At 66.3% G+C, this 17,562-nt stretch carries 15 protein-coding genes and 1 tRNA gene; 13 read left to right on the top strand and 3 right to left on the bottom strand.

From position 1 onward, the window contains the following. Positions 1–4 precede the first annotated feature (4 nt). Complete coding sequence (locus AAF604_15485; protein MEM7051071.1) at positions 5–781, bottom strand: hypothetical protein; 777 nt, start codon at positions 779–781, stop codon at positions 5–7. 130 nt (positions 782–911) lie between these two features. Between AAF604_15485 and AAF604_15480 the strand changes: the two genes are divergently transcribed. From AAF604_15480 to AAF604_15440, 9 genes are all read left to right on the top strand, one after another. Continuing rightward, positions 912–987: transfer RNA gene (locus tag AAF604_15480), tRNA-Phe, on the top strand. A gap of 109 nt (positions 988–1,096) precedes the next feature. Continuing rightward, positions 1,097–1,981: a helix-turn-helix transcriptional regulator gene (locus tag AAF604_15475; GenBank protein ID MEM7051070.1), complete on the top strand. Its 885-nt coding sequence runs from the start codon at positions 1,097–1,099 to the stop codon at positions 1,979–1,981. Between the two features lie 78 nt (positions 1,982–2,059). Next, positions 2,060–2,956, top strand: coding sequence for a 5'/3'-nucleotidase SurE (locus AAF604_15470; GenBank protein ID MEM7051069.1), 897 nt, complete (start codon positions 2,060–2,062; stop codon positions 2,954–2,956). 309 nt (positions 2,957–3,265) lie between these two features. Further along, a complete protein-coding gene (locus AAF604_15465) occupies positions 3,266–3,769 on the top strand; it encodes an RNA polymerase sigma factor (protein ID MEM7051068.1) in 504 nt (167 codons plus the stop codon). 359 nt (positions 3,770–4,128) lie between these two features. Next, positions 4,129–4,866 (top strand): hypothetical protein, encoded by a 738-nt coding sequence (locus tag AAF604_15460; GenBank protein ID MEM7051067.1) that lies wholly within the window; start codon positions 4,129–4,131, stop codon positions 4,864–4,866. Between the two features lie 68 nt (positions 4,867–4,934). Continuing rightward, positions 4,935–5,600, top strand: coding sequence for a hypothetical protein (locus AAF604_15455; protein MEM7051066.1), 666 nt, complete (start codon positions 4,935–4,937; stop codon positions 5,598–5,600). A gap of 211 nt (positions 5,601–5,811) precedes the next feature. Beyond that, positions 5,812–8,445: a CHAT domain-containing protein gene (locus AAF604_15450; protein MEM7051065.1), complete on the top strand. Its 2,634-nt coding sequence runs from the start codon at positions 5,812–5,814 to the stop codon at positions 8,443–8,445. 388 nt (positions 8,446–8,833) lie between these two features. Further along, positions 8,834–9,097 (top strand): hypothetical protein, encoded by a 264-nt coding sequence (locus tag AAF604_15445; GenBank protein MEM7051064.1) that lies wholly within the window; start codon positions 8,834–8,836, stop codon positions 9,095–9,097. 104 nt (positions 9,098–9,201) lie between these two features. Beyond that, positions 9,202–10,533 carry a hypothetical protein gene (locus AAF604_15440; GenBank protein MEM7051063.1) on the top strand — a complete coding sequence of 444 codons (1,332 nt, stop codon included), beginning with the start codon at positions 9,202–9,204 and terminating at the stop codon, positions 10,531–10,533. A gap of 43 nt (positions 10,534–10,576) precedes the next feature. Here AAF604_15440 and AAF604_15435 read toward each other — a convergent pair whose 3' ends face one another. Further along, positions 10,577–11,962 (bottom strand): M28 family peptidase, encoded by a 1,386-nt coding sequence (locus AAF604_15435; protein ID MEM7051062.1) that lies wholly within the window; start codon positions 11,960–11,962, stop codon positions 10,577–10,579. 105 nt (positions 11,963–12,067) lie between these two features. Here AAF604_15435 and AAF604_15430 point away from each other — a divergent pair, with 105 nt between their 5' ends. The 4 genes from AAF604_15430 (at position 12,068) to AAF604_15415 (ending at position 15,855) form a co-directional block, all read left to right on the top strand. Continuing rightward, positions 12,068–12,340, top strand: a complete 273-nt coding sequence (locus tag AAF604_15430; GenBank protein ID MEM7051061.1) for an antitoxin — start codon at positions 12,068–12,070, stop codon at positions 12,338–12,340. Continuing rightward, on the top strand, positions 12,337–12,789 hold the full coding sequence (locus AAF604_15425; protein ID MEM7051060.1) for a TA system VapC family ribonuclease toxin: 453 nt from the start codon (positions 12,337–12,339) through the stop codon (positions 12,787–12,789). Before AAF604_15430 ends, AAF604_15425 begins: the two co-directional genes overlap by 4 nt. A gap of 241 nt (positions 12,790–13,030) precedes the next feature. Next, positions 13,031–15,139 (top strand): M3 family metallopeptidase, encoded by a 2,109-nt coding sequence (locus tag AAF604_15420; GenBank protein ID MEM7051059.1) that lies wholly within the window; start codon positions 13,031–13,033, stop codon positions 15,137–15,139. 26 nt (positions 15,140–15,165) lie between these two features. Next, on the top strand, positions 15,166–15,855 hold the full coding sequence (locus AAF604_15415) for an aspartate/glutamate racemase family protein (GenBank protein ID MEM7051058.1): 690 nt from the start codon (positions 15,166–15,168) through the stop codon (positions 15,853–15,855). A 21-nt stretch (positions 15,856–15,876) separates the two neighbouring features. Here AAF604_15415 and AAF604_15410 read toward each other — a convergent pair whose 3' ends face one another. Continuing rightward, positions 15,877–17,319: a hypothetical protein gene (locus AAF604_15410; GenBank protein MEM7051057.1), complete on the bottom strand. Its 1,443-nt coding sequence runs from the start codon at positions 17,317–17,319 to the stop codon at positions 15,877–15,879. Positions 17,320–17,562: the final 243 nt, after the last annotated feature.

The raw sequence follows: 17,562 nt of genomic DNA, 5'->3' as shown, positions 1-17,562 counted from the left end.
GGCGTCAGCGCGTCTCCCGCGGCAGGCGGAGAAGTCGCTTGCCGCCTTCCGGCAGACCGCGCCGAAAGTCGCCGCCACCGGCCTTTAGCCAGATGTAGCGCATCACCCGGGCGGCATCGTCAACGGCGTGGCTGAAGGCCAGGGACGCGACGCCGAAGGCGGTCGAGCGGTCGTCGAAGGACTTGCGACCGGAGCCGAACGAGATCCGGCGGTACTCGCGTCCCACCATCGGGTAGAGGTTGCGGCTACGGCCCAGGGCGGTGCGCGCCAGGCCGGTGGCGTCCGGCTCCTTTTCGAGGCCCGGCCGGAAGCCGTAGAAGATCACCGGCAGGCGGGGCTCGGCGCTCTCCAGGTAGCGGGCGAAATCGGCGAAGTAGCGACCTTCCTGAGGATCGGCGGTGGAGCTGTTGAGCGGGTTGTTGGCGTCGGCCATGTAATGGGCCACAATGCCGAGCTGATAGACGATTTCCTCGAAGGCGGCGTGGCGCTCGATCGCCTCGATGGCCGTCGCCACCTCCTGCGCGATGACCTCGTCGAGGCGGCCGCTGCCGTCCTGATTGGCGACGTGCCGCTGGGGATCGCCGTCCTGAAACGGCGCGAGGGCGCCTTCGCGCAGCTTCTGCGGGTGCTTGGCGATCTGGCGGGCGAGATCCGGCGGTGCCAGCCGCGCCGCCTCACGAGCAATCACCACCTGCGTGTCGGGCGTCCAGGCTGCAGCCGGCAGGGCGACGGCGAGCAGCGCGAAGAGGGTCAAAGCGGCAATGAGGCTCCACCGGGTCATGGCGCGATTCTAGCTTGTCAGGAGCGGTCCGGAACGACCGTCCGAGCCGCCCGACACCCGGCGGCGGCAACCCTTGACTCGCCCGATGCACCCTGGTAGAAAGCGGGTTCGCGGGGCGCCAGCCCCGAGTGCCCAGGTAGCTCAGTTGGTAGAGCACATGACTGAAAATCATGGTGTCGGTGGTTCGATTCCGCCCCTGGGCACCATTTCCTAAGTCACAGAATCAAAGCATCTCAGGAGCCTCGAGGCCTGTACTCGGGCTGCCCAAGCTTCGTCCTCTGCTGGCCTCATCGCCCGGCGCTATCATCGGGGACCGTGCAAGGCTATTGGCTGGGCTATCTGTTCGTGTCCTTTGCGATCGGCGTCGCGTGCTTCGGGGTTGCCCTGGCCGTGGCCTGGCGGCGGCGGGATGCCGTATCGCGGTGCTTTCTGGCGCTTTATGGCGCACTCAGCGTGATGGTGACGGCGTCGCTGTTGTCGGCTTTCGGTGAGACGGCACCAGGCGTGATCTCGGCGGCGGCGCAGCAGGTCTTCCGATACCTCGAGTCGATCGTGGGCCTCTATGGCGTCATGCTGACGCTGCCACTCCTGCTGCATCGGGTTTTTCGGGTCCGAGAGCCGCGCCGGGAGCGGGTTTTGGTCGGTGTGGTGGTGGCGACTCTGGTGCTGCAGCACCTCACCGAGTACGTCTTGGGCTCGACGCCCTGGGACGAGCGGGGCGACTGGCTCGAGGACGGCGTGCTGCTCGCCATCGTGGCTTACTCCCTGTGGTTGGTGGTGACGCGCTGGCGATCCGCTGAAGCCGAACGACCCCTCGCCGACCGCATTTCCCTCCTGCTGCTGATCGGCGTGCCAGGGTTTGTCTACGATCTTTTCTTGAGCGAGGGCTGGGGCTTGCGCTGGTATCCGCTGTGGTACTGCCTGACCAGCGTCGTCATGGTCTCGACCCTGGTGCGAGGGGAGGAGATCGTGAGCCCGCAGGCGGCCGATGGCTGGGGGCTGAGCGCTCGCGAGGCCGAGGTCGCCGACCAGGTGGCGCGCGGCCTCAGCAATAAGGACATCGCCACCACGCTGCACATCTCGCCGAACACGGTGAAGACCCATTTGCGAACGATTTTCGAAAAGGCCGGCGTGCGCTCCCGTTTCGAGCTGATCTCGCGGATGAGCCGATCTTCGGGGGCGAAACACCCGGAAGGATGAGGCGAATCACCCGTTTGGGCGATTGACCCAGGCGGAACGAGGTTCGAGGCTTCTGCCATCAACTTTCTGGAGGAGCCCATGTCTCGAATCATCCGAACAGTGAGAGTCCTGTCTATCGCCCTGGTTTCGATGACGGCCGCTTGGCCGCTGGCGGCGGCGCCCGCCGAAGAGGCCGTCCGGCCGCGAGTCTTGATCACCAATGACAACGGCATTGACGATCCCAAGCTGATCGCCCTCGCTCGCGCCTTTGCGCCGCGGGCCGAAACCTGGGTGGTGGCACCGGCCGAGGACCGTAGCGGGACCGGTGCGTCGCTGAGCTTTCCGCGCACCGGCGCCTTGGCCGTGGAGCGGCGAGATCTCGGCAGCGGAATCGAGGCCTTCGCCGTCGACGGTTTCCCGGGAGATTGCGTGGTGGTGGCCCTGGCGGGCATGCTGCGCGATCGGCCGCCGACGCTGGTGATCTCCGGCATCAACGGCGGTCCCAACCTGGGGGGCACTTGGATGTTTTCGGGCACCATCGGGGCGGCGCGCATCGCGGCCCTGGTGGGGATTCCGGCGATCGCCGTCTCGGGCCTCGATGACGACCTCCCCGGTGCCGTCGAGGCGTCCGTCGATTGGGTGGTGCGGCTGACGGAGCACCGCGTGGTGCAGGATCTGAAGCCGGGAGAGTACCTCACCGTCAGCCTCCCGCGGGTGGCGCCGGACGAGGTACACGGGGTCGAGATCGCGGACCGCGCGCCGCTTCGACGCGGACCGCGCTTCGAGGCCGACGAGGCCTCCGGTATCTGGAAGGTCGCCGCGATGGTGGAGCGGGAGGTGTCGTTGTCGCCGCTGGCCGACGAGAGTTTGCACTCGGACGGCAAGATCGTGGTCGTGCCGATGCGCGTCGACGAGGTCGACGGCGCTCGCCTGCTCGACTGGCTGCGGGACGATCCCGAGCTGCCGGCTTGGCGGACCGCGGCTCAGCAGCGATGAGCCGGTTCCCCGGTCGGATCGTGGGCCCGGCGGCTCGGTTCGGGATCCCCTCTGGACCGAGCCATGCGGTATTTTCGGGTCATTCGAAGATCAGAGAGGCGATCGCTCTGCCGGCGCCCAACCCTGGTTGCGACTGTCTTGCGGCATTCGTGAATAGGGATTCGGTGCTCTCCGCCGTTAGTAGTGGTGAGGAGGCTCTGACGGATGACCCTGGGGAGGGCAAGTGGCGAGGAGTCGCGGACTGCGCCATCGAGCCGGGCTGAAAAGGAAGGTCGGTCCACCGCACCTCCAAAGAGAGGTTCGGGTGCCGTGACGGATCTCTCCGCCGGCTCGACCTACCGCCGGCTCACCGGAATCGGTCGCTGGTTGCTGCCCAAGCTCGGGGTCGCCGAATCCGACCGTGAAGATGTGGTGCAGAGCTCGTGGCTGCGCATCCACCGCCGCTACTCCGACGATCGCGAGCGCCGCCGTCTCCCGGATGCCTACCTCATCACCACGGTCAAGAACGAAGTCATCGACCGGCGGCGCAAGGGTCGATGGGAAGCCGAGCTGGATCCCGCGATCGAGCCGCCGGGCATTCGCGTGCCGCCGACCCGGGGCGACCTGGGCCGGGCGATCCACGAATGTCTGGCAGCGATCGCACAGCGTCGGCCCAAGCTGGTCGACGTCCTGCAGCTCGACATCCTGGGCTTCAAACAGAGGGAGATTCGCCAGGTTCTCGGTCTCGGCCAGCGGGTGGTCGACAATCGCCTGACGGCGGGTCGAAAGCTGCTTCGGGAGTGTCTTCATGAGAAGGGTTTCGGCCCCTCATGAGAGCTACCTATCGAGGCTTTACGGCGTGCCGTCGGTCGACGGCGGACGCTGCCTTGCGGTGCCCTCGGGGCCGCTCGGCGCCGCCGCGGAACCTCGCCTTCCGGACTCCGATCGGCGGTCCGGTTGCCGGCGAGGTCGGGCACTCTGCGCCCTGGGCGCCACACTCCGTTCGACGGGCTTTCCCGGAGCTCGGAGAGATATCGACCCGAGGGAATCCTGGCCGCCAGACGTCAAGAACTTCGCAATCGGGCTTACGCAAGGCCCAGCCGCCTCGGTCCCCGGCCGAAAGACCCAAGAAGTGGTTTCTCCGATCCCGCAGGCCCCGGCGCTCACTAATCTCACGAAGGACGTTGTAATCCATGTCGAAGCGACTTTCCCAGCAAGATCTGACTCGGGCCTATCGACACTTCCTTCACGAGTGCCTCGATGACCGCTATCCGAAGCTAGATCTCGGTGCCGAGAGCGAAGAGGGGGGCGTCGCTTCCTCTTGCCCTGGGGCCGAGACTCTCTGGCGCCTGGCTCGTCTCGAAACAACGCCCGAGGAAACCCGCGAGGTCTTGGCTCATCTTCTGAGATGTCCGCGCTGCGCCGGCCACCTGCAGGCGATCAAGGCGGCGCAGCAGCCGGTTCGGCCGGGTTGGCGGAAGTGGTTGAAGCCGGCGGCCCTCGCCGCGGGATTGGTTCTGGTTCTGAGTGGCATCTTCTTCTCGCAGGATGACCTGCGCCCGGGGCCTGATCACGTGGTCAGTCGCGGCGAGGAGCCCGAGATCTCCTCACCTCTCGACGGCGAGACGATGCCGCTGCATCAGCCCTTCGTGCTGTGTTGGGAGGGGGCTCCCGAGGGCTCTCTCTACAGCGTTTGGATCAAGCGCGAGGACCTCGCGCCGGTGATCAGCGAGTCCGGTTTGACGGTGCCACGGCTGACCGTGGGTCTCGACGAGCTTCCTGCGCTGGTGCTCGGAGAGATGCTCTTGTGGCGGGTCGTCGCGGAGACGCCCGCTGGTGAAGTGATCGAATCGCCGACGTTTTATCTCACCTTCGGACCTTCTCCCTGCTGTGAGAACCAGGGGGAGACCGTCGAAGGTCTTTCGAAGTAGGGATCGGCTCTGTGGAGGGATGGACTTGCAGGGCGGTCTCATCGGTTGAATCAGGGAAGGGAGCTGCGATGACGAATCTCGAGGACACTACCGATAACAAGACCGGAACGCACCAATCGACCGGAAAACCGGCGCGGGTGACGATTGACGAGGAAGAGCCCCATGTCGTGGTGGAGGCGTCGGACCTTCACCTCGAGTGCCTCTTGCACGTCGCCGATCACTGCTATCGAATCGAGAAGTTTCTGCTCTCGGAACAGCTCTATGCCATCGGTGCGGGCTACCAAGAACGCCATCCCCAGGAGTCCTTCCGATGTCAGGTCGCGAGGGCTCGCATGTTGGCGCGTGGCGAGAGGCACGACGCAGCTCGGGAGCAGCTCTCTCAGGCGGCGAAGATGAAGTACGCCTTGGCCGAGGACCAGACTCGCCGACTCTTGCTGGCCGATCTCGAGATTGCGCTGTGTGGAGGGGAAGACCTGCGACCGCTGATCGAGAGGCTCGAGGAGCAGGACCTGGGGGCGGTCTCCAAGAGCGATCAGGACCTCATCCTCGCCTACTGGCTGCTGCGTGCCGAAGCCTGCTGGCGAGACGGCGCTGTCGACGACAAAAGGCGCTTTCTCGCCGAGGCCAAGAGGGTCGAGGAAGACCCCGACTACAGGCCGCTCAAGGGTTATGCGGAGCCGCGCCTCGGCGAGCTGTTGGAGCGCTTCGGAGGGCAGCCCTCGGAGGTGAGTTAGGCCGATCGCCAGGGCTCGCCAAGGACGAACCGAACGACTCTCGCCGAGGCGGGAAGGGAGCTGAATGGGAGTGACAGGGAGGGACGGGAGCTGGTTCGCGGACGCCGCCTCGGAGGGCGAGGGGCGCCGGTCCGTCGCCGCGGCGCAGGGCGGGCGCAGGCCGGCCCGACGCAGCTTGCTCGGCGCCTGGCGTCGTCTCCGAGTCGCGACCATGGTCGGATGGCTGGTCCTGGCGGTCGCCGCCTCCTCGGTGGTCTCGAGGCCCGCGGCCGCCGAGGCCGAAGCGCCGTCGGCGGTCGATGCCTTGGCCTCCTGTGACGCCCACGCGGCCGGCGGTCGCGAGCGCTTGATCTGCCTGTTCCGCGCCTCCCGTTCCGGGCCGGAGGCCCGCCGGCTCTATCTCACACGACTCGCCGCCGAGCCGAGCTCACGATGGACTCGGTACTTTCGTGCCTTGTTGACCTATGGATCGGACCGGGCTGGGACGATCGCGGCCATCCTGGACCTGCTGCCGGAGTTCCGCGCCGCCGATGATCTCGAGGGAGTGGTTTCCTGCCACATCGTCTTGGCGCGCCTCGAGCTGGCGCGCGGTCGGTTCGACCAGGCGGAGCAGCGGGAGCGCCAGCTGGCGAGCTTTCTGGGAGAAAGGTGTCCCGAGGCCGGCTCGACGGACGTGCCTTGCCTGCGGCTCGATTTACTCCGGGCGGAGCGCCAATTCCGCCTCGGTGAGGACCTTAGGGGTGTGCAGGAAACCTGTGAGCGGATCCGCGCGGTCGCGCCGCGGACGGGCCTGGATCGCGACGTCTATCGCACCAGCCTGAGCGTTCTGGCCAAGGCGCTGGGTGAGATGGGGCGCTACGCGGCGGCGCAAGGTGTGCTGCGCGAGCTCGCCGATTGGGCGCGCGAGCACGGCGCTCTCAGCACCGAGGCTCGCAGTCTCTACGACCAGGTGGTGTTCCGGGTGCTGCAGGGAGAAATCGGCGATCTCGAAGCCAAGCTCGCGCGCATCGTCGAGCTGGCCGAAGCGACCGGATCCGTCGGTCTCGAGATGTTGGCTTGGAATGAGCTCGGGCGCTTGCGTGGCAAGGAGGACGGACGAGCCGACTTCGAGCGTTGCCTCGAGCTCGCCGCCGACCGGCCGAGGACCGAGGCGCTCTACTGCCGAAGCTCGCTGCTGGCGGCGAGGGCTGGCGAGGCCAGTACTGCCGAGGTGGAGGCCTTGCTCGCCGGGCAGCGCGGCAGCGTGCGCTTGAACATGCTGGAGGATGCCCTCGAGGTCGTTTGGGAAGAACCAAGAATGGGCGGCCTCGAGGATGCCCTGACGAAGTCGCAGGCCTATCTGCAGGAGATCGAAGAGCTTCGACGGCAACAGCAGAGCCGCGGCAGCCGAGCCGAAGTGTTCGCTGTCTGGCGTCGCCTTTACGCCACCGTCAGTGGTCGCCTCCTCGCACAGGCGACCTCCGAGCTGGAGCCGTCGGCGGCGGTCGAGGAGGCTTTCGTTCTCGCCGAACGGGTCAGGGCGCGGAATCTGCTGGAGCTGTTGGGGCCCGTGGCTCGCCGCCAGGACGACTCTTGGGAAGCACTGATTCCGGACCTCCGGCAGGTGCAGGCGCGAATGGCGCCGGATGAAGCACTGCTCACCTTCCAGATGGCGCGGGATCGCTATGCCAACGGATCCTTCGCCGGCGGCTCCTGGGCTTTGGTTCTGCGTCCAAAAAGCGTCGAGATCTTCCGTCTGCCGTCCGGCGACGAGGTGGAGGACCAAGTGAGGATGTTCCTCAATCTCTTCGAGCGCAACTTGCCGGCCGACCCATTGCTGCCGCGACCTCTCTCGGCGCTGACCGAGTCGCTTTTCGCAGGGCCGATCGCGGCCTTGCCGCCGGAGGTGACCAAGCTCACCATCGTGCCCGATGGCAATCTCCACCGCTTCCCCTTCGCCCTCGTCGAGCTCGGCGACGGGCGATCCATCACCGAGCGCTTCAGCCTCTCGGTGGTGCCCTCGGCGACCCTTTGGTTCGAGCAGCGCCAGACTCGAGCCCGGGCCGAGCCGCCCTTCGCGACGCCAGCCCTGGTCTTTGCCGATCCGGTGCCGCTACAGGTTGCCGATCTCAGCGATGAGCCGGTCCAGGTGGAAAGGCTCGAGCGCGTGTTGGCGCGCAAGGACCTCGGTCCGTTGCCCCATGCTCGGCGGGAGGGTCGCGAGATCGTCTGCGTGCTGGGTGGTGGCAGCCGCGCCTGGATGGGAGCCGAGGCCACCGAAGGGCGGCTGAAGCAAACGCCGCCTTCGGACTTCCAGATCCTTCACTTCGCCACCCATGCGATGACCGATCGCGATCAGCCGGAGCGCTCGGCGGTGCTCTTGACCTCCGGGACCGGTGACGACGATGGGCGGCTCTCGATTCCCGAGATCGTCGATCTCGATCTCGATCAGCACATGGTGGTCTTGTCGGCCTGCCGCGGTGCGACCGGACGCATCCTGCAGGGGGAGGGGCCCCTCGGCCTGGCGCGCGCCTTCTTCGAGGCGGGAGCGCGTGTGGTCATCGGTAGTTACTGGTCCCTGCAGGATGCGCATGCGGAGTATTTCTTTACCTCTTTCTATCGCGAGCTGGTGCAAGGCGTCTCCGTTGCCCAGGCCCTCGGCAAGACCCAGGATGCGCTGCGTCGCGAGGGGCTGCCGGTCGAGGCCTGGGCCGGCATCATGGTGCTTGGAGACGGTGAGTTCGTGCCCTTCGAGCAACCGCCGGCTCGCCGTTGGTGGGCCTGTCACCAGAGATCGATCATGATTACGATTCTCCTCTTCGTGCTGCTGCTCGCCTACTTGCTCGGCCGCCGCTGGCTGCGCTAGCAGGCTGCTGAGAAAGTCGCGCTTCGCGAGCTTTTCAGCGCTGCTTGCCGTTTATCAAAGGGGCTGAGCGCCTCCTCGCCTGCGCGGTCCGGCCCGAAAAAGTGCGGTTTCGGCGGCTCGCGCAGGGGCTCACCCCGTCTTGCGGCTTCGCCGCCGAGCCCTTGCGTGCTCGGTCGCAGGCTTCTCAGCAACCTGCTAGCTGCCTGCAAGCGGATCGGGGCTTCCGCGAGATGGGATCGCCTCGAGAAGCCGCCCTCGGCCTGTCGTTGGCCGATGATTTTTTTGCTTCTTGACGCAATCGTTACGCTTTGAGGCACTCTTCTAAGTGGCGGCGGGCGATAGGGGCATCGAAGCCCCCATTTCGACCCGTCCATAGGGGGAGTGGACTATGCGAAGAAGTGCACGCAACCTCGTTCTCCTCGTCTTGATTGTCTGCATGGCGTCGTTGGGGCTTTCGCTCTACGGCGCTCCGGAGCTCGAAGCGAGGACACCGTCGAGTCGTCTCGCCTTGTTCTGGTCGAACCTCCTGGAGTCCTTCGGGGCGGGCTCGAGCTCGACTCCGGAGGAGACGACGGGGAACGGCGAGCCGACCCATGAAGGAGATGACGGTGGAGGTCAGATGGATCCTGGGGGAGGTGTGGCGGCCCGTTGAAACAGCGCCGGTGCGTCGCTCGAGGTGCGCCGGCGCGATCTTTTTGTCACGAAAACTCGAAGTTCCTCACACCCAATATCAGGGGACACCGATCGGGAGGACTTGTGACGGATATCCATATCACCGCCGAAATCTTGCGCGCCCTTGATTCTGGCAAGGTCGATGCGGAGAGCGTGACTCAGTGGGTGCTGAGCCACCTCTCTCAGATCTGTCCGACCTGTCGCGAGGAACTGTTGCGATTCCAACGCGAGCCGACCGAGGTCGCCGACGACGGTGCCGCGATGGACGATGTTTTTGCTCGCGTCCGCCGCCGTTCGGCGGACCTTCATCGGGAGCTGTCCGACGAACGTCAGCGGTCGAGGGAGGACTACCAGACGTTGCTTCGGCTCGGTCCGGGAGATCGCTTGGGTCGCGTCCAGCGGGCCCGAAGACGCTTCCGCAGTCCGTTTCTGGCGGAGGCTCTGCTGCGCGACTGTCGGGCGGCCCTGCCGGGGGCCGCGGCCGAGGCCCGTCATTTCTCAGAGCTCGCCTATGAGGTTTCCCTCCGCATTCCGGCGCCATTCCAGGGAGAGTTGATGGTGCTTTCCCTGGCCCATCTCGGTAATGCGCTGCGAGCCGATGGGGAGCTTCGGCAGGCACGGCGCCGACTCGATGCCGCTCGCGCCATGGCCCGTCAGCAGCAGCTGGTCGATTCCCTCGCCCTCGCCGAGCTCGACTGGCTGGAGGCGATTCTGGCCTGTGATCAGCGTCGGTTCTCCGCCAGTGAGGCTCTCTTCAGTCGTTCTGCAGTGCTCTATCAGCTCGCCGAAGATCCGGTGAGTGTGGCGCGGACGCTGCTGTCGGCGAGCACCGTCTACAAGGAAACCGGTGATCTCGAAGGCGCGATCGCGGCCGTCGAGAGGGCGGAGCGCTGTCTCGAGGGCTTGCAGGAGCCGTTCCTTTCCCTCTGCGCGATTCACAATCGCCTGTTCTATCTCGCCGAAGGTGGGCAGTTTGGTGAAGCCCGAGAAGGTCTCGCGGCGGTCCGCCATCGCTACCGGGAGTTTCCGGAACCGTGGACCCAACTTCGCCTCAGCTGGCTCGAATCCAAGGTCGCGGCCGGCTTCGACCGGCTCGCCGAGGCGACCGAAGGTTTTCGCGCCACCCGCGATGGTTTCGTCGCGGAAGGCAAAGCCTTCGATGCCGCCCTGGTCTCCCTCGAGCTGGCGGCGGTGCTGATGCGCCAAGGTCGGCGGCGTGAGGTGGTGGAGGTCGCCGAGGAGATCCGCGGCATCTTCGAGGTGCAGGCGGTTCATCGCGAAGCGCTCGCGGCGCTGCTGCTACTCCAGCAAGCGGCGCAAGAAGAGGCCGTCACCACGGGCCTGCTGGCCGACTTGACGCAGTATCTCGAGCGCGCCCGGCGAGATCCCCAGCTCGCCTTCCAGCAGTCGGCCTAGCGTTTCGGCCGTCTCTACGGCCTGCCTACAAACCCTGCTGGCCCTAGGGCGCACTCTCGGTCCAGGCGCCGAGGTTGCCGCTCTCGAAGCCGTCCTCGAAGATCGTCGTGCTGGTCGCGTTCACTCCCGCGAGGTGGGCGATGGCGGCGACGTTCATCTTGAGGGTCTCGCCCCCCATGTCGCGGTCGAGGTTGGCTGGCAAATCCGAGGTGCGGTGGTAGCCGGGGTACTGGTCCCAGTCGTTCTCGATCACCAGCAGAGCTCTCATGCCGCGGTTGAGGTAGGGGACGTGGTCTGAGCCGAAGGGGTTCAGGGAGGTCACGATCCGGAGATCGCTGAAGGCATTGCCGGCGTCGGCGAAGAGCTGGATCAACGATTGGCTGCCGCTGTTGGCCTCGAGCAGGCTGTCGAGATCGCTGTCGGCGGTGAAGCCGATCATGTCCATGATCAAGACGCCCTGCACCTTCGAGTTGTTGCCGCTGTTGACCAGCTTGGAGGCGTGATCGGTGCTGCCGAAGAGGCCCTGCTCTTCGCCCGCATAGCAGATGAAGATCAGCGTCGCGGCGGGAGAGCGGCGGCTCAGGATGCGCGCCAGTTGGAGCACGCCGGAGCAGCCCGAGGCGTTGTCCTCGGCGCCGGGGGCGGCCGAGCTCGGGTTCTGGCTGACGGAATCGTAGTGGGCGCCGATGATCAGCCAGTCGTCTGGCTGGCTGGTGCCCGGCAGAGTCGCAATGACGTTGAAACCGGTGTCGGCACCGACGGCGAAGCTTTCGGTAGTGACAGCCAAACCGGCGACGGCCTCGAACTGATCGACCAGCCAGTCCCGCGCCTGCAAGATCTCACCACCGCGGGTCCAGCGGTTGAAGGCAGCGAGGGTCGAGGCATCGTTGAACCAGCGATCGGCATCGACCTCATCGACCAGGTCTTGCAGGCCGGGATCGAAGACCGTTCCCAGTCGCGGTGGATCGTTGGCGGCTTGGCGGGCGAGCACCGTGTTGGGGCGAAGTGGAAAAACGCCCGGATGGCGGGCGCAGCCGGCGTGGCCTTCATGGAGCAGATGAGCCTCCAACTCGCCGCGACCGGCGGCACTGACCACCGCCCAGCCGCCGCCGGAGGTCAGACGCTGGGTACCGGCGAGGTCGTCGAGCTGGTGGCCGTGACCGGTGCGCACCAGGAACAGCGGCCCCTCGATGTCGAAGGACGCCTTGCTCGACACCCGCAGATCGTCACCCTCGACGGCGACCAAGAGCTCTTGATCGAGCTCTACCCACCAGCGAATTCCGTCTTCTTGTTTGAGGTCCTCGAGGCGCTGGTGGCCGATGCCATCGATATCGAGCACGGCGAGGCGCTCGGCCGATGCGGTCGCGCCGCCTGCCAGGCCGAGGGTCAGAACGACAACGAAACCGGAAAGGAACTTCGAACGATGCATGGATTGCTCTCCATGGCCCCCAGAACACCTTACCAGGATCGAGAGGAGTCGCGCGCGCTCTGTGATTACTTGATGGTCAGTAAATTTGATGACATGATGACAATCATGAGAACGACCGTGACCCTCGAAGAAGATGTCGCCCAGCGTCTCCGGGAAACGATGGCGCAGAGCAAGGTGAGCTTCAAGCAGGCCCTCAACGACGCTCTGCGTCGCGGTTTGCGGGGTCCGCGAGATGACGAAGACGCCTTCGTCGTCGAGGCCCGACCGATGGGTTTGCGGGCAGGTCTCGATCCCGCCCGCTTGAGCGACCTCGCCGGTGAGCTCGAAGAAGAGCGCTTTCTCGCTCTCACTCGCCGACTGCGCGGGGATGGCGAGTGATCGTTCCCGACGCCAATTTGTTGCTCTATGCCTATGACGCCGACGGTCCCTTCCATGGCGCTGCGGCGCGTTGGTGGCAGAGCTGTCTTTCGGGTCGACAGCCGGTGGGGCTGTGTGCGGTGGTGGTCTTCGCCTTCGTGCGGCTGGCGACCAGCCAGCGGGTCTTCGCCCGGCCGCTCACCATCGGCGAGGCGCAGCATCATGTGCAGCGTTGGCTCGAGCGCTCCGTGAGCGTCTTCCTGCCGGCCGAGGCAGCCGATCTGCGCCGGGCCTTGGCCTGGCTCGAGGCGGCCGGCACCGGCGGCAACCTGACCACCGATGCTCAGATCGCTGCCATCGCCCGGCGCTGCCGGGGGGTGGTCCACACGGCGGATCCTGACTTCGGCCGCTTCGCCGGGGTGCGTTGGCTCAATCCTCTGCGGTCGCAGGGGGCGACGGGGGAGCGCTAGCCCGATCCTGAGCGACCGTCGCCCGGCCGCCGAAGGCGGTGTTTTGTCCGCCGCTACCAAACTCGAGCGCCTCCCGTCACGTACTTCGAGGCATTGCTCGCTGAGTTGGCTCCTACGCCAGCCGGAAGCTGTTAGCCTCTGACAGCAGCTCAGGTCCATTCACCTTCCGCCCAGACTGCAGGAGAATGCCGTGGAACGACGTAAACTCGCCGGTCTCGTCAGCGCTTGTCTACTCACCTCGATGCTCGGCTGTGCCGAGCAGAGCTCACACCAAGGAGATGCGTTGAAGGACTCCTCGTCGAATCCACTCCTAGCGGAATGGACCGGTCCCTACGGCGGTGTGCCCGCCTTCGATGAAGTCGAGCTGGACGACTTCGAGCCCGCTTTCGATGCCGCCATGGCCGAGAACCTGGAAGAGATCGAGGCGATTGCCAACAGCTCCGAGGCAGCGACCTTCGAGAACACCATCGAAGCCCTCGAACGCTCCGGCGAGACGCTCGGTCGGGTCGGCGCCTACTTCGGAGTCTGGCGCTCGAACCTGTCCTCACCGGAGCTGCGCGAGATCCAGTCTCGGGTGGCGCCCAAGCAGTCCCAGCACCGCTCGGCGATCATTCAGAACCAGAATCTCTTCGAGCGCGTGGCGGCGATCTACGAAGGGCTCGAAGAGTCCGATCTGCGGCCCGATCAGCGGCGGTTGGTGGAGCTGGTCTATGACAGCTTCGCGCGCAACGGTGCCACCCTGAAAGGCGCTGCGAAAAAGCGCTTCGCGGCGATTCAAACAGAGCTCGCCGAGCTTCACACCCGCTTCTCGAACAATGTACTGGCGGACGAAGAGGGCTACGTGCTCTATCTCGACGAGGCGGACCTGAGCGGTTTGCCGGCCTCGCTGGTGAAGGCGGCCGCCGCTGCGGCCGAGAGCCGAGGCGAGGCCGGGCGCTACGCCATCCTGAACACCCGCTCGTCGATGGATCCGTTTCTCACCTTCTCCGATCGTCGCGATCTGCGGGAGCAGGTCTGGCGCACCTACTACAGCCGCGGCGACAACGGCGACGATCACGACAACAACGCGCTGATCGCCAAGATCCTCGAGCTGCGGGATGAGCGCGTCGGCCTGTTGGGCTACGACAACTACGCCGCCTGGCGCCTCGAAAACCGCATGGCGAAGACTCCGGAGCAGGCTCGCGCTCTGCTCGAGGCGGTCTGGCCGGCGGCCCTGGCGCGGGTCGAGGAAGAGGTGGCGGACATGCAGGCGATCGCCGATGCGGCGGGAGCCGACATCACGATCGAGCCCTGGGACTACCGCTATTACGCCGAGAAGGTGCGCCAAGACCGCTATGACCTCGACTCCGACGAGGTCAAGCAGTATCTGCAGCTCGACAAGCTGCGGGAGGCGATGTTCTATGTCGCCGGTGAGCTCTTCGGCTTCGCTTTCACGCCGGTGGCGGAGGGTTCCGTGCCGGTGTTCCATCCCGAGGTCAAGGTCTGGGAGGTGACCGACCGGGAGAGCGGCGACCACATCGGTCTTTGGTACCTCGATCCCTTCGCCCGCTCGGGCAAGCGTTCCGGAGCTTGGGCCAACAGCTATCGCAGTCACGAGACCTTCGACGGCAAGGTCACGGTGCTGTCGTCGAACAACTCGAACTTCATCGCCGGCGCTCCAGGAGAGCCGGTGTTGCTTTCCTGGGACGATGCCGAGACCTACTTCCACGAGTTCGGCCACGCCCTCCACGCCCTCTCTTCGAACGTCGCCTACCCGACCCTCAACGGCGGCGTGCGCGACTACACCGAGTTCCAGTCCCAGCTCTTGGAGCGCTGGTTGTTGACCGATGCGGTGATCGACAACTATCTGGTTCACGCCGAGACCGGCGAGCCCATTCCGGCCGAGCTGGTGGCCAAGATCAAGCGGGCGGCGACCTTCAACCAGGGTTTCGCCACCACCGAGTATCTGGCCTCGTCGTTGGTCGATCTGGCTTTCCACACCACCGATCCGACGGGCCTCGATGCCGATGCCTTCGAGCGCGAGACGCTGCAGGCCCTCGGCATGCCCGACGAGATCGTGATGCGCCATCGGTCGCCGCACTTCGGCCACGTCTTTTCCGGTGAGGGATACTCGGCGGGCTACTACGGCTATATGTGGGCCGACGTCCTGACGGCGGATGCGGCCGAGGCCTTCGCCGAGGCACCGGGCGGTTTTTACGATCCGGAGATGGCTGCGAAGCTGGTGGAGCACCTGTTTGCGGTGCGCAACGCGATCGACCCGGCGGAGGCCTATCGCCTGTTCCGTGGTCGCGATGCCAGCATCGATGCGCTGATGCGCGACCGCGGCTTCCCGGCGCCGAGCGCCGGCTGAGTCAGGGCCGCCAGGAGCGCCAGGGCATGAAGACCATCGGGCTCCTCGGCGGCATGAGCTGGGAGAGCACGGAGCTCTACTATCGGGTTCTGAATCAAGGCGTGAAGGCGCGCTTGGGAGGGCTCCACTCCGCCTCCCTGGTGTTGGTGAGCGTCGACTTTCACGATGTCGAGCGGCTGCAGGTGGCCGGGCGCTGGCGAGAGGCCGGGGAGCTGCTGGCGGCTGCGGCAGCGCGAGTCGAGGCGGCGGGGGCGGAGATTCTTCTTCTCTGCACCAACACCATGCATCGGGTCGCCGATGCGGTGGCGGCGCAGATCTCGATTCCGCTGCTCCATCTCGCCGATGCCACCGCCGACCGGGTCGAGGCGGCTGGACTGCGACGGGTCGGGCTGCTGGGAACCCGATTCACCATGGAGCAGGCCTTCTATCGCGACCGCTTGGCGGCTCGGGGTCTCGAGGTGATGGTTCCCGAAGCCGCCGACCGGGAGCTCATCCATCGGGTGATCTACGACGAGCTCTGCCTCGGCAAAGTGCGCCGAGAGTCGCGGCAGGCCTACCTCGAGGTCATCGCCCGGCTCGCCCGGGGCGGTGCCGAAGGGATCATCGCCGGCTGCACCGAGATCACCCTTCTGGTCAGTCCCGACGACTTGTCCCTGCCGCTCTTCGATACCGCTCGACTGCACGCCGAAGCGGCCCTCGACTGGGCTCTCGCCTAGAAACCTGGTGATCAGGTCGGGCTAGGCCGGAATCAGGAAGCGCCGCTCCTGCCAGCGGTCCCGGCCGTTTTCCTGCCAGCCGATCTGGAGGCGCAGGCGGCGCACCCGCGACGGCGCTGGTGGGTTGCCGACGCGGGGGATCTTCTGCCGCTCGAGGGTGATCATGTGGCGGCCGTCGAAGGCCGGCCGGAAGTCTTGCCCGAAGTCGCCGCCGATCAGGCCGCGGGTGCGTACCTTGGCGCCCGGCAGGGGCGAGCCGTCGGCTGCCAGGGCGACCAGGCGCACCCGCACCGAAGGTTGGCCGGCGACGGCGTCGTCACCATCGATGGCGGCGTAGCAGAAGGGGGCGAGACTTGGCTGATTGCCGCACAGGTGCTCGAGCAGGTTGATGCCGCCGGGATTGCTCCACAGGCTGCTGTGGGGCTGGTTGCGAGTCGAGGGGAGGCGACCGACCGGAACGTGGTAGGTGCGGACGTTCACCGGGTCGCCGGAGGCGAGCCAGGCGGCGGAGCGCCGCGGCACTGTCTTGTCGCCGCCGTCGTGGGTGGCGTCGCCTTTCGATGAACGAATCTCCAGGCGGGCACCGGTGCCCTGGCCGATGAGCTCCGCGCTGACGTCCGTATCCGCGCCCCAGCCGACGACGTTGACGATCTCGAGGGGCTCACCGGCGGTGTCGATCTGCGGGCGTCGCGCGCCCAGGTGACCGTGAGCCCGAACCGCGCGCTCCTCGGCCGCCGCTCGCAGCTCCGAAGGCAGGCTGTTGATCCAGTCTCGATCGACCAGCGCGCTGGCCGGTTGGTCACCCTGGGCCGTTCGCCGAAAGGTCAGTGCCAGCGGACCGTTGCCGTCGATCAGGTGCGTCGGATCCGGCGGAAGGAGGTCGAAGGCGGCCCACGAGCGGGTCAGGACTTTCTGGGTTCGGGACGCTGGAACGATGCCGGCGAAGCCCGACTGGCCGTTGATGAAGCGCAGGGACTTGAGGGTGCCGGCCCACGGCACTCCGAAGGCGATGACGCGCTCGATATGGCGGCAGAGATCGGGCTGCCGCTCGAGCAGGGCTCGCAGTACCAGGCCTCCGGTCGAGTGCACGATCACCGTCACCTGCGGTCCCGACGGTGGGTGCAGCTCGGCGAGCTTGGCGGCGAGCTTCCGCTGCACGCTGTCGGGCCGGGCCAGGTCCCAAACCGGTCGTCGCCAGTCCCATCCGAAGGGGGTCGCCTTGATGCCGAAGCGCCCCAGTAAGTCGTAGAGCGACTCGGCCTGCTTGGCGAGGTCGAAGAAGAGGAACTTGGCCACCCGGCGGATCGGTTCGCCGGCACGCACCGGATCGTGGGCGCCGAGGTCATTCGGACCTTCGAGCTGTGGATTGTTGAAGCCGAGAGAGAGGAAGATCCGCTTCTCGGTGGCGCGCTCGTGAAGGTGGCTGGCGGGAAGTCCTGGAACATAGATCACGGGTTTGGACATGATGCTCCTCCTGGTGGCTCGTCGATCCATCCTGTACCAGGCCAGACGGACCACCTCTTGGTGATTTGCCGCCAGCCCGCGGGACGCCTGGGTTCGCTTGAGTGACCACGATGGCGTGGTTCCTCCCCCGGCGCCGGTCGATTTCGCCTTCAGTCGTTGCGCAAGAATACTTTTTCGGCCGCTCGCGGGCAATCTCCCGAATCGGGCGGTAATACCCCTCCAGGGCCGACGTCTGTCAGGTAG

The sequence above is a fragment of the Acidobacteriota bacterium genome, assembly GCA_039028635.1.
In the GTDB taxonomy this organism is placed as follows: domain Bacteria; phylum Acidobacteriota; class Thermoanaerobaculia; order Multivoradales; family JBCCEF01; genus JBCCEF01.
This window is presented reverse-complemented; position numbering and strand designations above follow the sequence as displayed.

Excerpts from the sequence above, each read along its gene's own strand:
- AAF604_15485 (MEM7051071.1), bottom strand. The coding sequence starts at position 781 with ATGACCCGGTGGAGCCTCATTGCCGCTTTGACCCTCTTCGCGCTGCTC.
- AAF604_15470 (MEM7051069.1), top strand. The coding sequence starts at position 2,060 with ATGTCTCGAATCATCCGAACAGTGAGAGTCCTGTCTATCGCCCTGGTT.
- AAF604_15460 (MEM7051067.1), top strand. The coding sequence starts at position 4,129 with ATGTCGAAGCGACTTTCCCAGCAAGATCTGACTCGGGCCTATCGACAC.
- AAF604_15455 (MEM7051066.1), top strand. The coding sequence starts at position 4,935 with ATGACGAATCTCGAGGACACTACCGATAACAAGACCGGAACGCACCAA.
- AAF604_15450 (MEM7051065.1), top strand. The coding sequence starts at position 5,812 with ATGGTCGGATGGCTGGTCCTGGCGGTCGCCGCCTCCTCGGTGGTCTCG.
- AAF604_15445 (MEM7051064.1), top strand. The coding sequence starts at position 8,834 with ATGCGAAGAAGTGCACGCAACCTCGTTCTCCTCGTCTTGATTGTCTGC.
- AAF604_15435 (MEM7051062.1), bottom strand. The coding sequence starts at position 11,962 with ATGCATCGTTCGAAGTTCCTTTCCGGTTTCGTTGTCGTTCTGACCCTC.
- AAF604_15430 (MEM7051061.1), top strand. The coding sequence starts at position 12,068 with ATGAGAACGACCGTGACCCTCGAAGAAGATGTCGCCCAGCGTCTCCGG.
- AAF604_15420 (MEM7051059.1), top strand. The coding sequence starts at position 13,031 with ATGCTCGGCTGTGCCGAGCAGAGCTCACACCAAGGAGATGCGTTGAAG.
- AAF604_15415 (MEM7051058.1), top strand. The coding sequence starts at position 15,166 with ATGAAGACCATCGGGCTCCTCGGCGGCATGAGCTGGGAGAGCACGGAG.
- AAF604_15410 (MEM7051057.1), bottom strand. The coding sequence starts at position 17,319 with ATGTCCAAACCCGTGATCTATGTTCCAGGACTTCCCGCCAGCCACCTT.